Here is a 16,421-nt window from a genome sequence, read left to right on the forward strand (position 1 = left end):
GGGCTCGCCGGGCCCTTTCGCGGTAAGCGTGTCAGCTGTCGATCTGCTGCTGGAGCTCTGTCGCGTACGTCGCCACCTGGGCGTAGACGCCCGGGTTGCCGGCGTCCGCGCAACCGACGCCCCAGGAGACGACGCCGAACAGACGGCCGTTGAGGACCAGCGGGCCGCCGGAGTCGCCCTGGCAGGAGTCCTTGCCGCCCTGCTCGTAGCCGGCGCAGATCTCGCCGTCGGGGGTGTAGCCCTGGCTCGCGTACGCCTTGGCGCAGTAGTCGTCACCCAGTACCGGTACGTCGACCTTCTGGAAGGTGTCCTCCGGGGCCGGTGCCCTCCGTGGAGCCCCAGCCGTACACGACCGACGCCGCGCCGGCCTTGTCCGCGGCCTTGTCGGTCTCCAGCGCGAGCGTGTCCACACCGTCGAACGGGGTGGCCAGCGTCATCACGGCGACGTCGTGGGCCGGCGACTTGCCGTACTGCGGGTCCACCCAGATGCCGGCGATCTTGGATTCCTTGCCGGTGGACTTGTCGGACAGGTCGTCACGGCCCTGGATCGCGGTGTAGGTGCCGACCGCTTCCTGCGCGCAGTGCGCTGCGGTGACGATCTTGTTGGCCTTCACCAGCGTCGAGCCGCACCACTCACCGGTGGCGTCGGGGGAGCCGCTGTTGGACAGCTGGATGGCCCACGGGGCGTCGGCGGTGTGGGCGATGGTGCCGCCGACGATCCGGTTGACGGGTCCACCGGGTGCCTGCGCGGCCGACGCGGTGCCGGCCACGGCCACCGCTCCGAGGGACGCCGCGGTCAGGACACCGGCCGCGAGGGCAGCGCGGACCACAGACTTCTTTCCTGTCATGCCTCACTCCAGGGTGATAGGGGCCGCACGGGCGGACGGCCTCCTGGCAGGTTCCCCCGAACACCATCCGTAGCGCACCTCCCACTTTCGGTAACTCCGGAGTTATGCCGTCCTTCCTTGAGCACCCACCAGCCAAATTCGGGCTGTGGAACTGGTTGGTGGGGGCTCAAGGAAGGAGTGCGGGCGGATTGTCGGTGGCGCCCGGGAGAATCGGCCCCATGATGACTGAGGTGCTGTCGACGGGGCAGGCGCGGCGGGTTGCGCTGGCGGCGCAGGGGTTCATGGATCCGCGGCCGAAGGGGGTGCCGGATGCGCGGGCGTTGTCCCGGGTGCTGGGGCGGATCGGGCTGATCCAGATCGACTCGGTCAACGTCCTGAGCCGCACGCAGTACCTGCCGCTCTACTCCCGCCTCGGGCCGTACCCGCGCGACCTGCTGGACCGCGCCGCCGGCCGGGCCCCGCGCCGCCTGGTCGAGTACTGGGCGCACGAGGCGTCGCTGATCCCGGTCGAGACGCACCCGCTGATGCGCTGGCGGATGGCCCGGGCGACGCAGGAGGCGTGGGGCGGTCCGCGGTCGATCGCGAAGGAGCGCCCCGACCTGGTCAAGCAGGTGCTCGCCGACGTCCAGGCGCACGGGCCGCTGACCGCTCGCGAGATCGACGACGACGTCGAGCGCACGAAGGACAACTGGGGCTGGAACTGGTCCGACGTGAAGCGCGCGCTGGAGTTCCTGTTCTTCGCCGGGGACATCACCGTCGCCCGGCGCAACCAGCAGTTCGAGCGGCTGTACGACGTACCGGAGCGGGTGCTGCCCCGGGCGGTGGTCGACACGCCGACGCCGTCGCTCGACGAGGCGCATCGCGGGCTGGTGTCGATCGCGGCCCGGGCGCACGGGGTGGGGACCGCGCAGTGCCTGCGGGACTACTTCCGGACCGCGCCGGAGCCGACCCTGCAGGCGATCGCCGAGCTCGTCGAGGAGGGCGAGCTGCTGCCGGTCCGGATCGACGGCTGGAAGCGCCCGGCGTACCTGCACAAGGACGCGCGGCTGCCGCGCCGGGTGAACGCCCGCGCCCTGGTCAGCCCGTTCGACTCGCTGGTGTACGAGCGCACCCGGACCGAGGTCCTCTTCGACTTCCGGTACCGGATCGAGATCTACGTCCCGGCCGGGAAACGCGTCCACGGGTACTACGTGCTCCCGTTCCTGCTCGGCGACCGGCTGGTGGGCCGGGTCGACCTGAAGGCGGACCGCGCGTCCGGCGTACTGCTGGTCCAGTCGGCGCACGCGGAGCCGAAGGCGCCGGTGGAGACCGCCGCCGAGCTGGCCGCCGAGCTGGTCCAGCTGGCCGGCTGGCTCGGGCTCGAGCAGGTCCGGGTGGCCGGTGGCGGTGACCTCGCGCCCGCGCTGAGTGACGCACTGCGCGGTTTCTGAGAGCATGCTGGGAACTTTCCGGCCGGCTCACGCGTGGGTGAAGTAGGGCTCGAGGCACGCTGCGGGCGTGGCTTGGCACACCCGGCCCCGTACGATGGGGGACGCACGCCTTCCCGTGGGGTTGGCTGTGCCCTGTCGGCGTTCGGCCGTACCCAGGCTTCACCAGCAAGGAGAGAACTCCCCACCATGAAGGTTGTCGACAAGGTCCTCCGGATCGGCGAGGGCAAGATCCTTCGCGAGCTCACCCGCATCGCGAAGATGGTCAACTCCATCGAGGACGACTTCGTCGCCATGTCCGACGAGGAGCTGCGGGGTCAGACCGCGGACTTCAAGCAACGCGTCGAGAACGGGGAAGACCTGTACACGGTGATGCCGGAGGCCTTCGCGGTGGTCCGGGAGGCGGCCAAGCGGACCCTGCACCAGCGGCACTACGACGTCCAGATCATGGGTGGCGCGGCGCTGCACCTCGGCAACATCGCCGAGATGAAGACCGGTGAGGGCAAGACGCTGGTCGGCACGCTGCCGACGTACCTGAACGCGCTGTCCGGCAAGGGCGTGCACGTGGTCACGGTGAACGACTACCTGGCCAAGTACCAGGCCGAGTGGATGGGCCGGGTGTACCACTTCCTCGGCCTCGACTACGGCGTGATCCTGCCGGAGATGTCCCCGGCCGAGCGCCGGATCGCGTACGCCAAGGACATCACCTACGGCACCAACAACGAGTTCGGCTTCGACTACCTGCGCGACAACATGGCGGGCAGCATCGATGACTGCGTCCAGCGCGAGCACAACTACGCGATCGTGGACGAGGTGGACTCGATCCTGGTCGACGAGGCCCGGACCCCGCTGATCATCTCCGGCCTGGCCGAGGACCCCCAGAGCTGGGCGGAGTCCCAGCGCTGGTACGTCGAGATGGCCCGGATCGCGAACTCGCTGAAGGCCTGGACGCTGGCCGACGAGGCGGAGCTGAAGAAGAAGAACCCGCGGATCACCGACCTGGAGATCGACGAGACCAAGCGCCGGGTCGCCGACTACGACGTGGACGAGAAGAAGCGCACGGTCGCGGTCCTCGAGCGCGGGATCGAGAAGGTCGAGGACCGGCTCGGCATCGACAACCTGTACGAGTCGGCCAACACCCCGCTGATCAGCTACCTGACCAACGCGCTGAAGGCCAAGGACCTGTTCTACCGGGACAAGGACTACGTGGTGGTCGGCGACGGCGAGGTGCTGATCGTCGACGAGCACACCGGCCGGTCGCTGAACGGCCGCCGGTACAACGAGGGCCTGCACCAGGCGATCGAGGCCAAGGAAGGCGTCGAGATCAAGGAGGAGTACCAGACCCTCGCGACGATCACGCTGCAGAACTACTTCCGCCTCTACAGCAAGCTGGCCGGCATGACCGGTACGGCGATGACCGAGGCGAACGAGTTCTCCAAGGTCTACAAGCTCGGCGTGGTGCCGATCCCGACCAACAAGCCGATGATCCGGGTCGAGGAGCGAGACCTGATCTACCGCACCGAGGACGCCAAGTTCGCGGCGGTGGTCAAGGACATCGTCGACGTGCACAAGACCGGGCAGCCGATCCTGGTCGGTACCACGTCGGTGGAGAAGTCCGAGCGGTTGTCCCGGCAGCTGCTCAAGGAGAACATCAAGCACGAGGTGCTGAACGCGAAGCAGCACGAGCGCGAGGCCGCGATCATCGCCGAGGCCGGCCGCAAGGGCGCGGTCACGGTGGCCACCAACATGGCCGGTCGTGGTACCGACATCATCCTCGGCGGCAACCCGGAGTTCCTCGCCGACAAGGAGCTGCGGGCCCGCGGCATCGACCCGGCCGAGGACGTCGAGCAGTACGAGGCGGAGTACCCGTCGGTGCTCGAGCAGTTCGAGAAGCAGGTGAAGGAGGAGCAGGAGGAGGTCCGCGCGCTCGGCGGCCTCTACGTCCTCGGCACCGAGCGGCACGAGTCCCGCCGGATCGACAACCAGCTGCGCGGTCGCGCCGGCCGACAGGGCGACCCGGGCAAGTCCCGGTTCTACCTGTCGCTGGAGGACGACCTGATGCGGCTGTTCAAGCGTGAGATGGTCGACTGGGCGATGTCGCGGAACAACGACGACAGCCAGCCGCTGGAGAACAAGGTCGTCACCAAGGCGATCGCGTCCGCGCAGGGCCAGGTCGAGGCGCAGAACTTCGAGACCCGGAAGAACATCCTCAAGTACGACGACGTGATGAACCGTCAGCGGCACGTCGTCTACGACGAGCGCCGCCGCGTGCTCGAGGGTGCCGACCTGCGCGACCAGGTGCAGGACATGCTCGACGAGACCGTCACCGGGTACGTGCAGGGCGCGACCGCGGACGGCTTCGCCGAGGACTGGGACCTGGACGCGCTGCTCACCGCGATGAAGACGCTGTACAAGTCCGAGCTCACCGAAGAGGACCTGATCGAGGAGGCCGGCGGCGAGAAGGCCGGCCTGACCCAGGACTTCCTGATCGAGCGGTTCCTCGACGAGGCCCACGCGGCGTACGAACAGCGCGAGGAGTTGCTCGGTGAGGAGGCGATGCGGGAGCTGGAGCGGCGCGTCGTGCTGAGCGTGCTGGACCGCAAGTGGCGCGAGCACCTCTACGAGATGGACTACCTGCGCGAGGGCATCGGCATGCGCGCGATGGCGCAGCGCGACCCGCTGGTCGAGTACCAGCGCGAGGGCTACGACATGTTCGCCACGATGATGGAGTCGATCAAGGAACAGTCGGTCAACTTCGTCTTCAACGTCGAGGTGGACGTGGAGGCGATGCGCGCCGAGATGGAGCTCGCGAACGAGGCCGCACTGGCCGACGAGGACAGCCTCGAAGGCCGCCGGATCGAGGACATCCTGAAGCCGAACGCGCCGGTCGCGGAGTTCGCCCGCAAGGGTGAGGCCGCCGACGAGGACGAGCGTCCGCAGGACACCCGCCCGCAGGACACCCCGCGGCAGGCGCCGCGGCTGCGCGCGAAGGGCCTGACGAACGAGCCCCGGCAGCAGCGGCTGACGTACTCGGCGCCGACCATCGACGGTGACGACGAGGTCGCGATGCACCAGGAGGGGGCCGAGGACGGCAACCTCGAGTACGCCGGTACGCCGCGGAACGCCGCCTGCCCGTGCGGCTCCGGCAAGAAGTACAAGCGTTGTCACGGCGACCCCCAGTCGGACGTCTACAAGTTCTGAGCACCACCCGCTGACGGCCGGCCCCACTCTCGGGACCGGCCGTTCCGCATGTGTCGCCGGCCGATGCCGTGAACACCTTCTGGGGTCGGGGGACAGGCAATACCTTGTTCACGGACCCGGGCGGGTGTTTCCGCTCCCGGGAGGTGGCGCGGGTGTTCTCGCCCCCGGGATGTGGCGCGCGGCATGGCGGGCTGGGGGTGGGGTGTGGTGCGCTGGGTGCATGTGGCTGACGGAGAAGTTCGGGCTGAGGGTGCCGGTCGTCGGAGCGCCGATGGCCGGCGTGAGCGGGGGAGAGCTGACGGCGGCGATCTCCGCCGCAGGTGGGTTGGGGATGCTGGGCGCGGGATCGGCGGCCTCGGCGGACTGGATCCGGACCGAGGGCGCGATCGCGGCGGCGGACGGGAAGCCGTACGGGATCGGGCTGATGGCCTGGTCGGTGGCTGACCACGCCGAGCACCTGGAGGCGGTTCTCGAACTGCGCCCGGCGCTCGTCTCGCTGAGCTTCGGCGACTATGCGCCGTACGTCGGCACCCTCCAGCAGGCCGGCATCGTCGTCGCGACCCAGGCCGGGACCGTCGCCGATGCCCGCGCAGCAGTCGCCGCCGGCGTCGACGTGATCGTTGCCCGAGGCGCCGAGGCCGGCGGCCACGGACGGAACGCCGTCGGCACCCTGCCGCTCCTCCAGGCGATCCTCGACCTCACCGACCTCCCGGTACTGGCCGGCGGCGGCATCTCCGGCCCGCGCGGTCTGGCCGCCGTCCTCGCGGCAGGCGCCGTCGGCGGCTGGATAGGTACGGCGTTGCTCACCTGCGTCGAGGCCCAGACGAAGGAGCCCGCCCGCCGACGCATCATCGAGGCGGACGAGACCGACACCGTCTACGGCACCGTCTTCGACGCGGCCTCCCGCGCCGGCTGGCCGGACGAGTTCGGCGGCCGGGCCCTCCGCAACGCCTACTTCGACCACTGGCAAGGCCACGAGGAGGACCTGAAGTCCGACGACACCGCCCACGCCGAGTACGTCGACGGCACCCGCACCGCCGACCCGGCCCGCGCCTCCATCTACGCGGGCCAGGGTGTCGGCGCCCTCACCGGCCAACCGACAGCGGCCGAGGTACTGACCGGTTTCGCGACGTACCGCGACTACCTGAGGACCGCCCTCAACGGCGGGTCCAGGTAGTTGTGGTGGGCAAGGACCAGGTCGTTGCAGAGGGACCAGATCTGTTCTACGGGGAGGGTTCCTGCGGTTGCGGGGTCGAGCATGACGGCCTGGCGGATTGCTCGGGGGTCCTCGGTGAGGGCTGCTTGGACGGTCAGCTCGGCGACGTTCAGGTACGAGCGGTTGAGGGCCGCGCACTGGGATGGGAGGTCGCCTACCGCGGTTGGCTGGATGCCCGAAGCGTCCACCAGCGACGGGACCTCGACGACGGCCCCGGACTGCAGGTTGGAGATCAGGCCGGTGTTGGGGACGTTGGCGTAGACCGTGCGCGGGGTGCCCGTCACGATGCTGTGGATGATCTGCGGGGCGTATTCCATCGTGGGTTCTACCTCGACGGGGTTGCCGGACTTCAGGGCGTTGCGGGTTTGTTCGTACGTCGCCAGGTTCTCCGCGACGATGTCGAGGTACGCGCCGACCGGTAGCCGGAGCCGTTCGACCTCGCTGGTGTGGCCGAGGTACCAGGGCACGTACTCCGAGGAGTGTTCGCTGGTCTCGGTCGGGTAGAAGCCGAGGCGTCGGTACATGTCGACGCGGACCCGCCGGAGCAGCTCCGGGTCGGTCGCGATCGCCTCGTCCAGCCGGTCGTACAGGTTCTCCCGGCCGCGTTCGAAGCGCAGTACCCACGACTGGTGGTTGACGCCGGCGGCCAGGTAGGTGACGTCGTCGTACGGTACGCCGACCAGCTCGGACAGGCCCTGCATCGTCCAGTACACCGAGTGGCAGAGGCCGACGACGTTCCGGACGCCGAGCGCCTTCAGGTACCAGACGTTCATCACCATCGGGTTGGTGTAGTTGAGCAGCCAGGCGTCCGGGCAGACCTCCTTGATGTCGTCGGCGAGGCCTCGCAGTACCGGGAAGGTCCGGAGCGCGCGGAACACGCCGCCGACGCCGAGCGTGTCGCCGATCGTCTGCCGCAGCCCGTACCGCGCCGGGATGTCGAAGTCGACGTGCGTGGCCGCGTTCATGCCGACCTGCACGATGTTGATCACGAAGTCGGCCCCGTCGAGCGCTGCCCGGCGCTCGAGGTGCGTGGTGATCTGCGGGGTCACGTCGTGCTCGCGAGCGATGTACGCCGCGGCCGCTGCCGCCGTGCCCAGCCGCTCGGGATCGATGTCGTGCAGCCGGATCTCCAGCGGCCCCAGCTCGAGACCGAACAGATCGGCCAGCAGCCCTTGCGTGAACACCACGCTGCCCGCTCCGATGAACGCGATCGTCGTCATGGCGTCACACTCCCGATGGCCTCGTCCCAGGACGGTTGCGCCGCGGTCCCGCCGGCGCCGCGGGTGGACAGCGAACCGCAGGCGGCCGCGATCGCGAGTGCTCGGTCCGGCTTGGATCCGTTCAGTACGGCGGCCACCCACCCGGCGTCGAAGCTGTCGCCGGCGCCGACGGCGTCGACCGTGTCCACCTTGAGCGCCGGCGCGGTGATGACCTTGGACCCGTTGTGGGCAAGGGCCCCCTGCGAACCGTTCTTGACGACGACGAGCGTTCCTCCGCGGGCCAGTCGGCGCGCGAGGATGCCGGCCGCGTCCTCGACCGAGTGATGGCCGGTGAGCGCCAGCGCCTCGGCCGCGTTGGGCAGGAAGTAGTCCGTGACCCGCAGCACCGGGTCGAGAACCATCCGGTCCCACTTCCCGGCCGGATCGTCGTTCGGATCCAGCGAAGTGGTCGCCTTGGCCGCCTTGGCCTCCTTGAAGATCCCCGCCAGCCCGGCCGCCAACTCCGGCATCAGGTAGAACGACCCCGCATGGACGTGCCGCACCGACCTGATCAGGGTGCGCGGCACATCCTCCGCCGAAGTACTCGGCAAACATCCCGGGGAGGTCAGGATCGCGCGATCGTCGCCCGACGTGAGGATCGTCGTCAGCGGTGTCGGCAACGAAGGGTCCACCGCCAGCGCGTCGACATTCACCCCGCGGTCGGACAACGCCGTACGCACGAAGTCGCCCGCCGGATCGTCACCGACCCGCCCGGCGAACGCGACCCGTAGCCCGAGCCGGGCCGCGCCGCAGGCCATGATCGAGGCGGAGCCGCCGAGGACGAGGGAGCCGTGCGGAACGAGTCGCTCCCGCTGGCCGAAAACGATCGGCTGGTCGACGGGCCCGACAACCACGTCGGGGTTCGCGTCGCCGATCACGAGTAGGTCGAACATCTTGTCAGCCTTTGAGTCCGGTGGATGCCAGCGAGCGGATGAACGCCTTCTGGGCAAGGAGGAACCCCAGCAGGACCGGCAGCACCGTGATGACGTTGCCGGCCATCACGGCCGACCACTGGGTGTGGTGCTGCCCCTGGAACGTCGTCAGTCCCAGCTGGAGGGTGTATGTGGAGTCGCTGTTGATCGCGATCAACGGCCAGGTCAGGTCGTTCCAGGTGGCGAGGAAGGTCAGTACGGCGACCGTGCTGAGCGCCGGCCGGGCGAGCGGCAGCACGATCGACACCAGGATCCGTAGCCGCCCGCAGCCGTCGATCCAGGCGGCCTCCTCGAGCTCGCGGGGCAGCGAGACGAAGAACTGCCGGAACAGAAAAACGGAAAGCGGTGTCACGAGTGAGGGGACGATCAGCGCACCGAGGGTGTCGATCAGTCCGAGCTGCTTCATCACCAGGAACGTCGGGATCATCGTGAGCTGGAACGGGATCACCATCGTGGCCAGCATCAGCCCGAGCACGAGCTTCGACCCGGCGAACCGGATCCGCGCGAACGCGTACCCGCCGAGCGATCCGAGCACCAGGTTCGCGGTCACGGCGACCGCGGAAACGATGAAGGAATTCAGGAACCAGCGCGGAAACAGTGCGTTTCCGAGCACGTACCGGTACCCGTCGAACTTGATGCTGTGCGGCCACAACGCGGGCGGAAAGCGGTTGATTTCCGCGTTGCTCATCACCGAACTGACCAGCAGCCAGATCAGCGGCAACGCGAACAGCAACGCCAGCGGCGCGAGGACGAGGTGCCATCCGCTGATCCGTCTCATCGGGCCGCCACCCGCCGCCGGTAGAGCTGCAACGCGACGCCGACCACCAGGAGCGCGACCGCCAGCGTGTACGCCGCTGCCGCGCTGTACCCGGCCGTGAACGTCTTGAACGCCTTCTCCCAGATGAAGTACACGATCACCGTCGTCGACCCGAGCGGCCCGCCCTTCGTGGTGACGAACACCAGGTCGAAGACCTGCAACGCGTTGATCGTCTGGAACAGCAGCAGGAAGATCGACACCGGCGCCAGCGCGGGCAGCGTGACATGCCGCAGTACGCCCCAACGACCCGCGCCGTCGATGCGTGCGGCCTCGACCAGCTCGCCCGAAACCCCTTGCAGACCGGCCAAGTAGACGATCACGCAGAAGCCGGTGCCGCTCCACAACGAGATCGCGACCAGCAGGTACAGCGCCTGTCCCGGATCGCTGAAGAACCCCTGCGCGGGCAGTCCGGCCTTGTGCAGCAGGGAGTTCGCGACGCCGAACTCGGGATCCAGTACGAACGAGAACAGCACGCCCTGCGCCGCCGCCGACACCACGAACGGTACGAACACCAAGGTCCGGTAGAGCCCGATCAGCGCGATCTTCCGGTCCAGCGCGATCGCGATCGCGAGCCCCGCGATCACACTCAGCGGTACGTAGAGCGCCGTGTAGACGAGCGTGTGCGAGACCGCCGAGCCGAACGTCGGATCCGTCAGCAGCGCCTTGTAGTTCGCCAGGCCGACCCACTCGCTCGGGGAGACCAGGTCGTTGACCTGGAACGACAGCAGCAACGACCACAACACGGGTACGACGCTGAGCCCGAGGATGATCACCACCGACGGACTCACGAACGCCCAGCCGGTCGCCCCTTCACCCCGCCGGCGCCGCTTGGCCGCCCGGCTGCGCGGATCGACGGTGAACGTCCCGACCACGCTGCTATGACCGGCCATCAGCTCGGCACCGCCAGCAACTGGTTGCACTGGTCAACGGCCTGTTTCAACGCGTCCGCCGGGCTCTGCTTCCCCAGCAGTACGGCCGCGATCGCCTGCCCGACCTGCTCCGAGATCTTCGGGTACGTCGTGATCGTCGGCCGCACCTTCGCGGTGTCGAGGACCTTCACGAACACCTCCAGCCCGTTCGTCTCGGCCGAGTGCTTCTTCCAGGCCGGCAGGTCCGCGGTCGCCTTGGTGATCGGCAAGCTGCCGCCCTTGATGTCCCACTGGATGTCCTGCGCCGGTTCGGCCAGCCAGCTGACGAACTCGGTCGCCGCCTTCACCTTCGCCTTGCCGTTGTCGAAGATCGTCCAGGTGTCCGGCCCGGAGATCGTCACCGGCTTCCCGGAGTACGTCGGCAACGGTACGACGCCGTAGTCGATCCCGGCGTCCTTCAGTGCCGGGAGCTGCCAGGGGCCGGTGGCAACCATTCCCATCCGCCCGCCGAGGAACACCTGGTACAGCTGCTCGCTGCCGGGCTTCGGGTCGACGTACAGCGACTTGTCGGTGCGCAGCCTGTCGAGGGTGCCGAGTGCCTGCTCGCCGACGGCGTCGAACCCGACCTTCTTGCCGTCGCCGCTGACCACGTCGCCGCCGAGGTCCCAGATCATCGGCCAGATCCGCCAGACCGTGTCCTCGTCGCCGACGCCCGGCCAGCCGGTGCCGAAGACGCCCTTCGCCGGGTTGGTCAACTGCTTGGCGGTGGCAACGAAGTCGTCCCAGGTCCAGCCGTCCTTCGGCGGCGCGACGCCGGCGGCCCTTGAACAGCAACTTGTTGTAGACCACGCAGAGCGAGTCGAGCAGCGCGGGCGCGGCCCGGACCTTGCCCTTGACGCTGACCGCGTCCTTCGCGGCCGGCCAGTAGTCGTCGATCTTCAGCTGTCCGGTCAGGTCGGCGACCTTCGGGCTCTTCGTCAGGCTGGCGAGGTCGGACCCGAAGATGTACGCGATGTCCGGGTAGGACCCCGCCGCCAGCCCCGCGGTGACCTTCTGCAGCATGCTGTCCGCGGTCACCCCGCCACCGCCGCCGACCACCTTGATCTTCGGGTGGCTCTGGTTGAACGCGGCGATCAGCGAGTCGATCGCCGCCTTGCCCAGATCCACCTGGCCGTGCCACAGATCGAGCGTGACGACACCGTCGGCGCCGGCGCCCTGGCCGTCGTTCTTGCCGCAGGCCGCCAGTGTTCCGGCGGCAGCCGCGGCGGCCGCGGCCCGGAGGACGTCGCGGCGGGACAGGTTTCGAGCATGCTGAGACATGTCGGTCTCCAGAAAGGGAGCAGGAAAAGGAGTTTCAGCAGGTCTTGCGGACGTACCCGGAGTTGCCCGGGACGGACAGGTCCGCATCGCCCTGCACGATCGACAGCGTTCCGCCGTACTGCGAACACGCTTTCCGGCGGCCGCTGTCGGTGGAGTCGATCACGATCACGTTGTTGCCGAAGGCACTGACGTCGCGGGTTTCGACCGCGCTGCTACGAGCAGGCGGCGGGTGCGTCTGGACACGATTGCTCCATCGGTCCCGGGGACGCGACCCCGCCTCGGGTTCTCACCAACCCTGGCGCCGGAAAACCGGACTCCAGACCTTCGGTCTGCTACCGGCTGGGTGCGTCACTGCGGCCAGTTAAGCGACACGCCAGGGGAGCAGTCAAGCGATCGGGTGCAAACGAGTGCGCGGAACCGCCTGCAGATTGCGGTACTGCGCACCATCTGAGTTCTTGACATCCGCGATTTAAACCGGTTTAAATGCTGCTTAAACCGGTTTAAAGGAGCGCCAGCGTGACGAAACGGCCGACGATCGCGGATGTGGCCCGCCGGGCGGGAGTGTCCAAGGGATCGGTCTCGTTCGCCCTCAACGGGCGGCCCGGGCTGGCGAGTGCGACCGTGGACAAGATCCTCGCAGCCGCCGACGAGCTCGGCTGGCGGCCGAGCAACCGTGGGCGTTCGCTGTCGGTGTCGAAGGCGTTCGCGCTCGGCCTGGTGATCACCCGGGATCCAGCGGTGCTGTCGTCGGATCCGTTCTTCCCGGCGTTCATCGCCGGAGTCGAGAGCGTGCTGTCGACGCACGGCCAGGCACTGGTGCTGCAGGTGGTTGCCGACGGCTCGGAGGCGGACGGCTACCGGCGGCTCGCGCAGGACGCGCGCGTCGACGGCGTGTTCCTGTCCGACCTCCGGCACGACGACCCGCGGATCGACCTGCTGGTCGAGCTCGGCCTCCCCGCGGTGACCCTGAATCGTCCGGACGGTGAGTCGCCGTTCCCCGCCGTCACCCTCGACGACCGGCCGGGCACCGTCGCGGTCGTCGAGCACCTGCTCGGCCTCGGGCATACCCGGATCGCGCACGTCGCCGGTCCGCCCGCCTTCGTGCACGCGACCGCGCGGTCCACGGCGTTCGTCGCGACCCTGGCCGCGGCCGGGCTGGCGCCGGTGGCGGTCGAGGCCGGCGACTTCACCGCGGCCGGCGGGATCGAGGCCACCCGGCGGCTGCTCGCGCTGCCGGAGCCGCCGACCGCGATCGTCTACGCGAACGACCGGATGGCGATCGCGGGCCTCGGCGCCGCCCAGGCCGCGGGCCTGACGGTGCCGGACGACCTGAGCGTCGCCGGCTTCGACGACAGCGAGCTCGCCGAGTACGTCCATCCCGGGCTGACCACGGTGCGCGCCGATCCGTTCCACTTCGGCGCCGCCGCGGCCCGGACCCTGAACCGGGTCGTCGACGGCGAATCCGACGTACCCGATGTCGAACTGCCGCCGGCGGAACTCGTTGTCCGGCGTTCCACTGCTGCACCCCCTGCCGAGGAGGACACATGAGGTTACAAGCTGGACTGCTGGCCATCGCCCTGGCCGGCTCGCTCGCCGCGTGCGGGAGCGGCGGTGGCGGCGCTGGTGACGCCGGCGCCGCGGCCAAGGCCCGCGGGCCGATCAAGATCTGGTACTCGAACAACGCCGAGGAAGTGGCCTGGGGCAAGCAGATGGTCGCGGCCTGGAACGCCCAGCACGCGGACCAGAAGGTCACCGCCCAGGAGATCCCGACCGGGAAGTCGTCCGAGGAGGTGATCGGCGCCGCGATCACGGCCGGCAACGCGCCGTGCCTGATCTTCAACACCTCACCGGCCTCGGTCTCGCAGTTCCAGAAGCAGGGCGGCCTGGTTCCGCTGGACGCGTCGTACGTCGAGGAGCGATCGGGGGACGTCGCTCAGCAGTACAAGTCGCCGGACGGCAAGTACTACCAGCTGCCGTGGAAGTCGAACCCGGTGATGATCTTCTACAACAAGAAGATCTTCGCGAAGGCCGGAATCTCGAATCCCTCGTTGCGGACGTACGACGAGTTCCTCGCGACGTCGCGGAAGATCGTCGCGTCGAAGGCCGCGAAGTTCGCGATCTATCCGGCGCCGAGCAACGAGTTCTTCCAGTCCTGGTTCGATTTCTACCCGCTGTACGCCGCCGAGACCGGCGGCAAGCAACTGGTTGCCGACGGCAAGGCAACGTTCGCCTCCGACGAGGGTAGGAAGGTCGCGCAGTTCTGGCGGACTCTGTACGCCGAGAAGCTCGCCTCGCAGGAGAAGTACACCGGGGACGCGTTCGTGGACGGCACCGCCGCGATGGCGGTCGTAGGCCCGTGGGCGATCGCGACGTACAAGGGCAAGGCCGACTGGGGCGTCGTCCCGGTGCCGACCTCGTCGGGCAAGCCCGCGGCGGAGATTCACACGTTTTCCGACGCGAAGAACGTCGCGATGTACTCCGCCTGCCAGAACCGCGGGACGGCCTGGGACGTGCTGAAGTTCGCCACCAGCAAGGAGCAGGACGGCAAGTTCCTGGCCGCGACCGGGCAGATGCCGCTGCGCAAGGACCTGGCGACGACGTACGCGGACTACTTCACGAAGAACCCTGACTACAAGCTGTTCGCGGACCAGGCCTCGCGGACCGTCGAGGTGCCGAACGTGCCGAATTCGATCACGATCTGGCAGACCTTCCGTGATGCCTACTCCAAGTCGGTGATCTTCGGTCAGCAGGACGTCGGCGCGGCCCTGGACGGCGCCGCACAGAAGGTCGATCAGCTCGTCAAACAGTCATGAGACGTGGGCTGATCGGCCGGCTCCTCGGTGCGCACCCGGTCGGGACGGCGTTCGTCACGCCGTACGTCGTGTTCCTGGCCGCGGTGTTCGCGTATCCGCTCGGGTTCGCCGTGTACATGTCGTTCCACGACTACTTCTTCGCGGCGCCCGGCGCGGTCGTGGAGCGGCCGTTCGTCGGGTTCGACAACTACGTGACGGTGCTGTCGGATCCCGCCGTACGGCGGGCGTTCGGGAACGTGCTGATCTTCCTGGTGATCAACGTTCCGCTGACCGTCGTGCTGTCGCTGGTGCTGGCGAACGCGCTGAACGCGGCGATCCGGTGGCGGACATTCTTCCGGGTGTCGTACTACGTCCCCTACGTCACGGCTTCCGTTGCGGTCGTCGGGGTCTGGCTGTTCCTGTTCAACTCGAACGGCCTGGTCAACTCCGTCCTCGGCCCGCTCGCGCCGGACCCGTCCTGGCTGGTGAACTCCGGGCTGGCGATGCCGACGGTGGCGATCTACGTGACGTGGAAACAGCTCGGATTCTTCATCCTGCTCTACCTGGCCGCGCTGCAGAACGTTTCCAGGGACCTGTACGAGGCCGCGGCGATGGACGGCGCGGGACGGTGGAAATCGTTTCTCAACGTGACCGTTCCGGGCGTCCGGCCGGCGACCACGCTGGTCGTGCTGCTCGCCACGGTCACCGGCGCGAACCTGTTCACCGAGCCGTACCTGCTGACTGGCGGCGGTGGACCGGACGGTGCGTCGGCGTCACCGGTCCTGATCATGTACCAGCGCGGAATCGAGCAGGGAAACCCGGATGTCGGTTCCGCGATCGGCGTTCTGCTGGTGATCGGCGTACTGCTGCTCGCACTGATCGAGCGTCGCTTCGTGGGGAAGGAGGAGTCATGAGGCTGAGGTTCGTCGCGCTGCTGATCGGTGCCTTCGTGTTCCTGTTCCCGTTCTACTACATGCTGATCGGCTCGTTGCAGGCGGAACCGGATCCGTCGGTTTCCGGAGCGTTTCCGAAACCCGGAAACCTGACTTTCCACAACTACGCGGAGATCAACAAGGCGATCGACCTCGGCCGGTCGCTGATCAACTCCGGCATCTTCACCGGCGGCGTGATCCTCGGGACGCTGGTGTTCGGCGTCCTCGCGGGCTACGCGCTGGCACGGCTGCAGTTCCGCGGGCGGGGTCTGGTGTTCAACCTGATGCTGCTGATCCAGGTCGTGCCGTTCCAGTTACTGACCATCCCGCTGTACGTCCTGATCGTGCGCAGCTACGGCCTGGCCGACTCGTACCTCGGGATGATCCTGCCGTTCCTGATCAACTCGACGGCCGTCTTCGTTTTCCGCCAGTACTTTCTGCAGTTGCCGGCCGAACTGTTCGACGCGGCCCGGATCGACGGGGCGTCCGAGGTGAGCATCCTGTGGCGGGTCGCCGTACCGCTCGTCCGGCCGGCGCTGCTCACCGGCGTGCTGCTGACCTTTATCGGACCGTGGAACGAGTTCCTCTGGCCGTTCCTGATCACCAAGCAGCAGGATCTGCAACCGCTCGCGGTCTCGCTGTCGAACTACCTCACGACCGTCTCGTCCCGGGCGACGAACCCGTTCGGCGCCGTTCTCGCCGGGGCGTGCGTACTGGCCGCGCCAGCGGTGACCCTGTTCGTCATCTTCCAGCGCCGGTTCATCTCCGCGAACCTGTCGTCCGGCGTCAAAGGCTAATTCCAGAAGGG

At 68.3% G+C, this 16,421-nt stretch carries 14 protein-coding genes and 2 pseudogenes; 7 read left to right on the plus strand and 9 right to left on the minus strand.

Annotation, left to right across the window (positions count from 1 at the left end; translation table 11 throughout):
• Positions 1 to 31: 31 nt before the first annotated feature.
• The gene (locus JOF29_RS43835; RefSeq protein WP_372446425.1) at positions 32 to 280 is read right to left on the minus strand and encodes a trypsin-like serine protease; all 249 of its coding nucleotides are present in this window, start codon (positions 278 to 280) and stop codon (positions 32 to 34) included.
• Complete coding sequence (locus tag JOF29_RS31835; RefSeq protein ID WP_245359652.1) at positions 273 to 848, minus strand: S1 family peptidase; 576 nt, start codon at positions 846 to 848, stop codon at positions 273 to 275. Before JOF29_RS31835 ends, JOF29_RS43835 begins: the two co-directional genes overlap by 8 nt.
• Positions 849 to 1,066: 218 nt before the next feature.
• Here JOF29_RS31835 and JOF29_RS31840 point away from each other — a divergent pair, with 218 nt between their 5' ends.
• The 3 genes from JOF29_RS31840 (at position 1,067) to JOF29_RS31850 (ending at position 6,653) form a co-directional block, all read left to right on the plus strand.
• Positions 1,067 to 2,278, plus strand: a complete 1,212-nt coding sequence (locus JOF29_RS31840) for a winged helix-turn-helix domain-containing protein (RefSeq protein ID WP_209698088.1) — start codon at positions 1,067 to 1,069, stop codon at positions 2,276 to 2,278.
• Positions 2,279 to 2,464: 186 nt separating this feature from the next.
• The gene (secA, locus tag JOF29_RS31845) at positions 2,465 to 5,476 is read left to right on the plus strand and encodes a preprotein translocase subunit SecA (RefSeq protein ID WP_209698089.1); all 3,012 of its coding nucleotides are present in this window, start codon (positions 2,465 to 2,467) and stop codon (positions 5,474 to 5,476) included.
• Between the two features lie 220 nt (positions 5,477 to 5,696).
• Positions 5,697 to 6,653, plus strand: a complete 957-nt coding sequence (locus JOF29_RS31850) for an NAD(P)H-dependent flavin oxidoreductase (protein WP_209698090.1) — start codon at positions 5,697 to 5,699, stop codon at positions 6,651 to 6,653.
• On the opposite strand, the gene JOF29_RS31855 is transcribed toward JOF29_RS31850, so the two are convergent.
• The 7 genes and pseudogenes from JOF29_RS31855 to JOF29_RS44860 all read right to left on the minus strand — a co-directional run bounded on the left by JOF29_RS31855 (position 6,617) and on the right by JOF29_RS44860 (position 12,052).
• Entirely contained in the window at positions 6,617 to 7,912 is a 1,296-nt protein-coding gene (locus JOF29_RS31855) for an alpha-glucosidase/alpha-galactosidase (RefSeq protein ID WP_209698091.1), read from the minus strand. The two genes, JOF29_RS31850 and JOF29_RS31855, sit on opposite strands and share 37 nt — an antisense overlap.
• Positions 7,909 to 8,844 (minus strand): carbohydrate kinase family protein, encoded by a 936-nt coding sequence (locus JOF29_RS31860; protein WP_209698092.1) that lies wholly within the window; start codon positions 8,842 to 8,844, stop codon positions 7,909 to 7,911. Before JOF29_RS31860 ends, JOF29_RS31855 begins: the two co-directional genes overlap by 4 nt.
• 4 nt (positions 8,845 to 8,848) lie before the next feature.
• Positions 8,849 to 9,661: a carbohydrate ABC transporter permease gene (locus JOF29_RS31865; RefSeq protein WP_209698093.1), complete on the minus strand. Its 813-nt coding sequence runs from the start codon at positions 9,659 to 9,661 to the stop codon at positions 8,849 to 8,851.
• Positions 9,658 to 10,590, minus strand: coding sequence for a carbohydrate ABC transporter permease (locus JOF29_RS31870; protein WP_209698094.1), 933 nt, complete (start codon positions 10,588 to 10,590; stop codon positions 9,658 to 9,660). The genes JOF29_RS31865 and JOF29_RS31870 overlap by 4 nt, the downstream gene beginning before the upstream one ends.
• Positions 10,590 to 11,327: pseudogene (locus JOF29_RS44855) on the minus strand (extracellular solute-binding protein); the annotation flags it as partial. The pseudogene JOF29_RS44855 and the gene JOF29_RS31870, both read right to left, overlap by 1 nt.
• 124 nt (positions 11,328 to 11,451) lie before the next feature.
• Positions 11,452 to 11,976: pseudogene (locus JOF29_RS45655) on the minus strand (extracellular solute-binding protein); the annotation flags it as partial.
• Complete coding sequence (locus JOF29_RS44860) at positions 11,924 to 12,052, minus strand: hypothetical protein (protein ID WP_281067447.1); 129 nt, start codon at positions 12,050 to 12,052, stop codon at positions 11,924 to 11,926. The pseudogene JOF29_RS45655 and the gene JOF29_RS44860, both read right to left, overlap by 53 nt.
• A gap of 353 nt (positions 12,053 to 12,405) precedes the next feature.
• Between JOF29_RS44860 and JOF29_RS31885 the strand changes: the two genes are divergently transcribed.
• Genes JOF29_RS31885 through JOF29_RS31900 form a run of 4 tightly spaced genes read left to right on the plus strand, consistent with a single transcriptional unit; the run spans position 12,406 to position 16,410 of the window.
• Entirely contained in the window at positions 12,406 to 13,437 is a 1,032-nt protein-coding gene (locus tag JOF29_RS31885; protein WP_209698095.1) for a LacI family DNA-binding transcriptional regulator, read from the plus strand.
• On the plus strand, positions 13,434 to 14,702 hold the full coding sequence (locus tag JOF29_RS31890) for an extracellular solute-binding protein (protein ID WP_209698096.1): 1,269 nt from the start codon (positions 13,434 to 13,436) through the stop codon (positions 14,700 to 14,702). The genes JOF29_RS31885 and JOF29_RS31890 overlap by 4 nt, the downstream gene beginning before the upstream one ends.
• The gene (locus JOF29_RS31895; RefSeq protein ID WP_209698097.1) at positions 14,699 to 15,595 is read left to right on the plus strand and encodes a carbohydrate ABC transporter permease; all 897 of its coding nucleotides are present in this window, start codon (positions 14,699 to 14,701) and stop codon (positions 15,593 to 15,595) included. The genes JOF29_RS31890 and JOF29_RS31895 overlap by 4 nt, the downstream gene beginning before the upstream one ends.
• Entirely contained in the window at positions 15,592 to 16,410 is an 819-nt protein-coding gene (locus JOF29_RS31900; protein ID WP_209698098.1) for a carbohydrate ABC transporter permease, read from the plus strand. Before JOF29_RS31895 ends, JOF29_RS31900 begins: the two co-directional genes overlap by 4 nt.
• Positions 16,411 to 16,421: the final 11 nt, after the last annotated feature.

This window comes from Kribbella aluminosa, assembly GCF_017876295.1.
GTDB classification, from domain to species: Bacteria; Actinomycetota; Actinomycetes; order Propionibacteriales; family Kribbellaceae; genus Kribbella; species Kribbella aluminosa.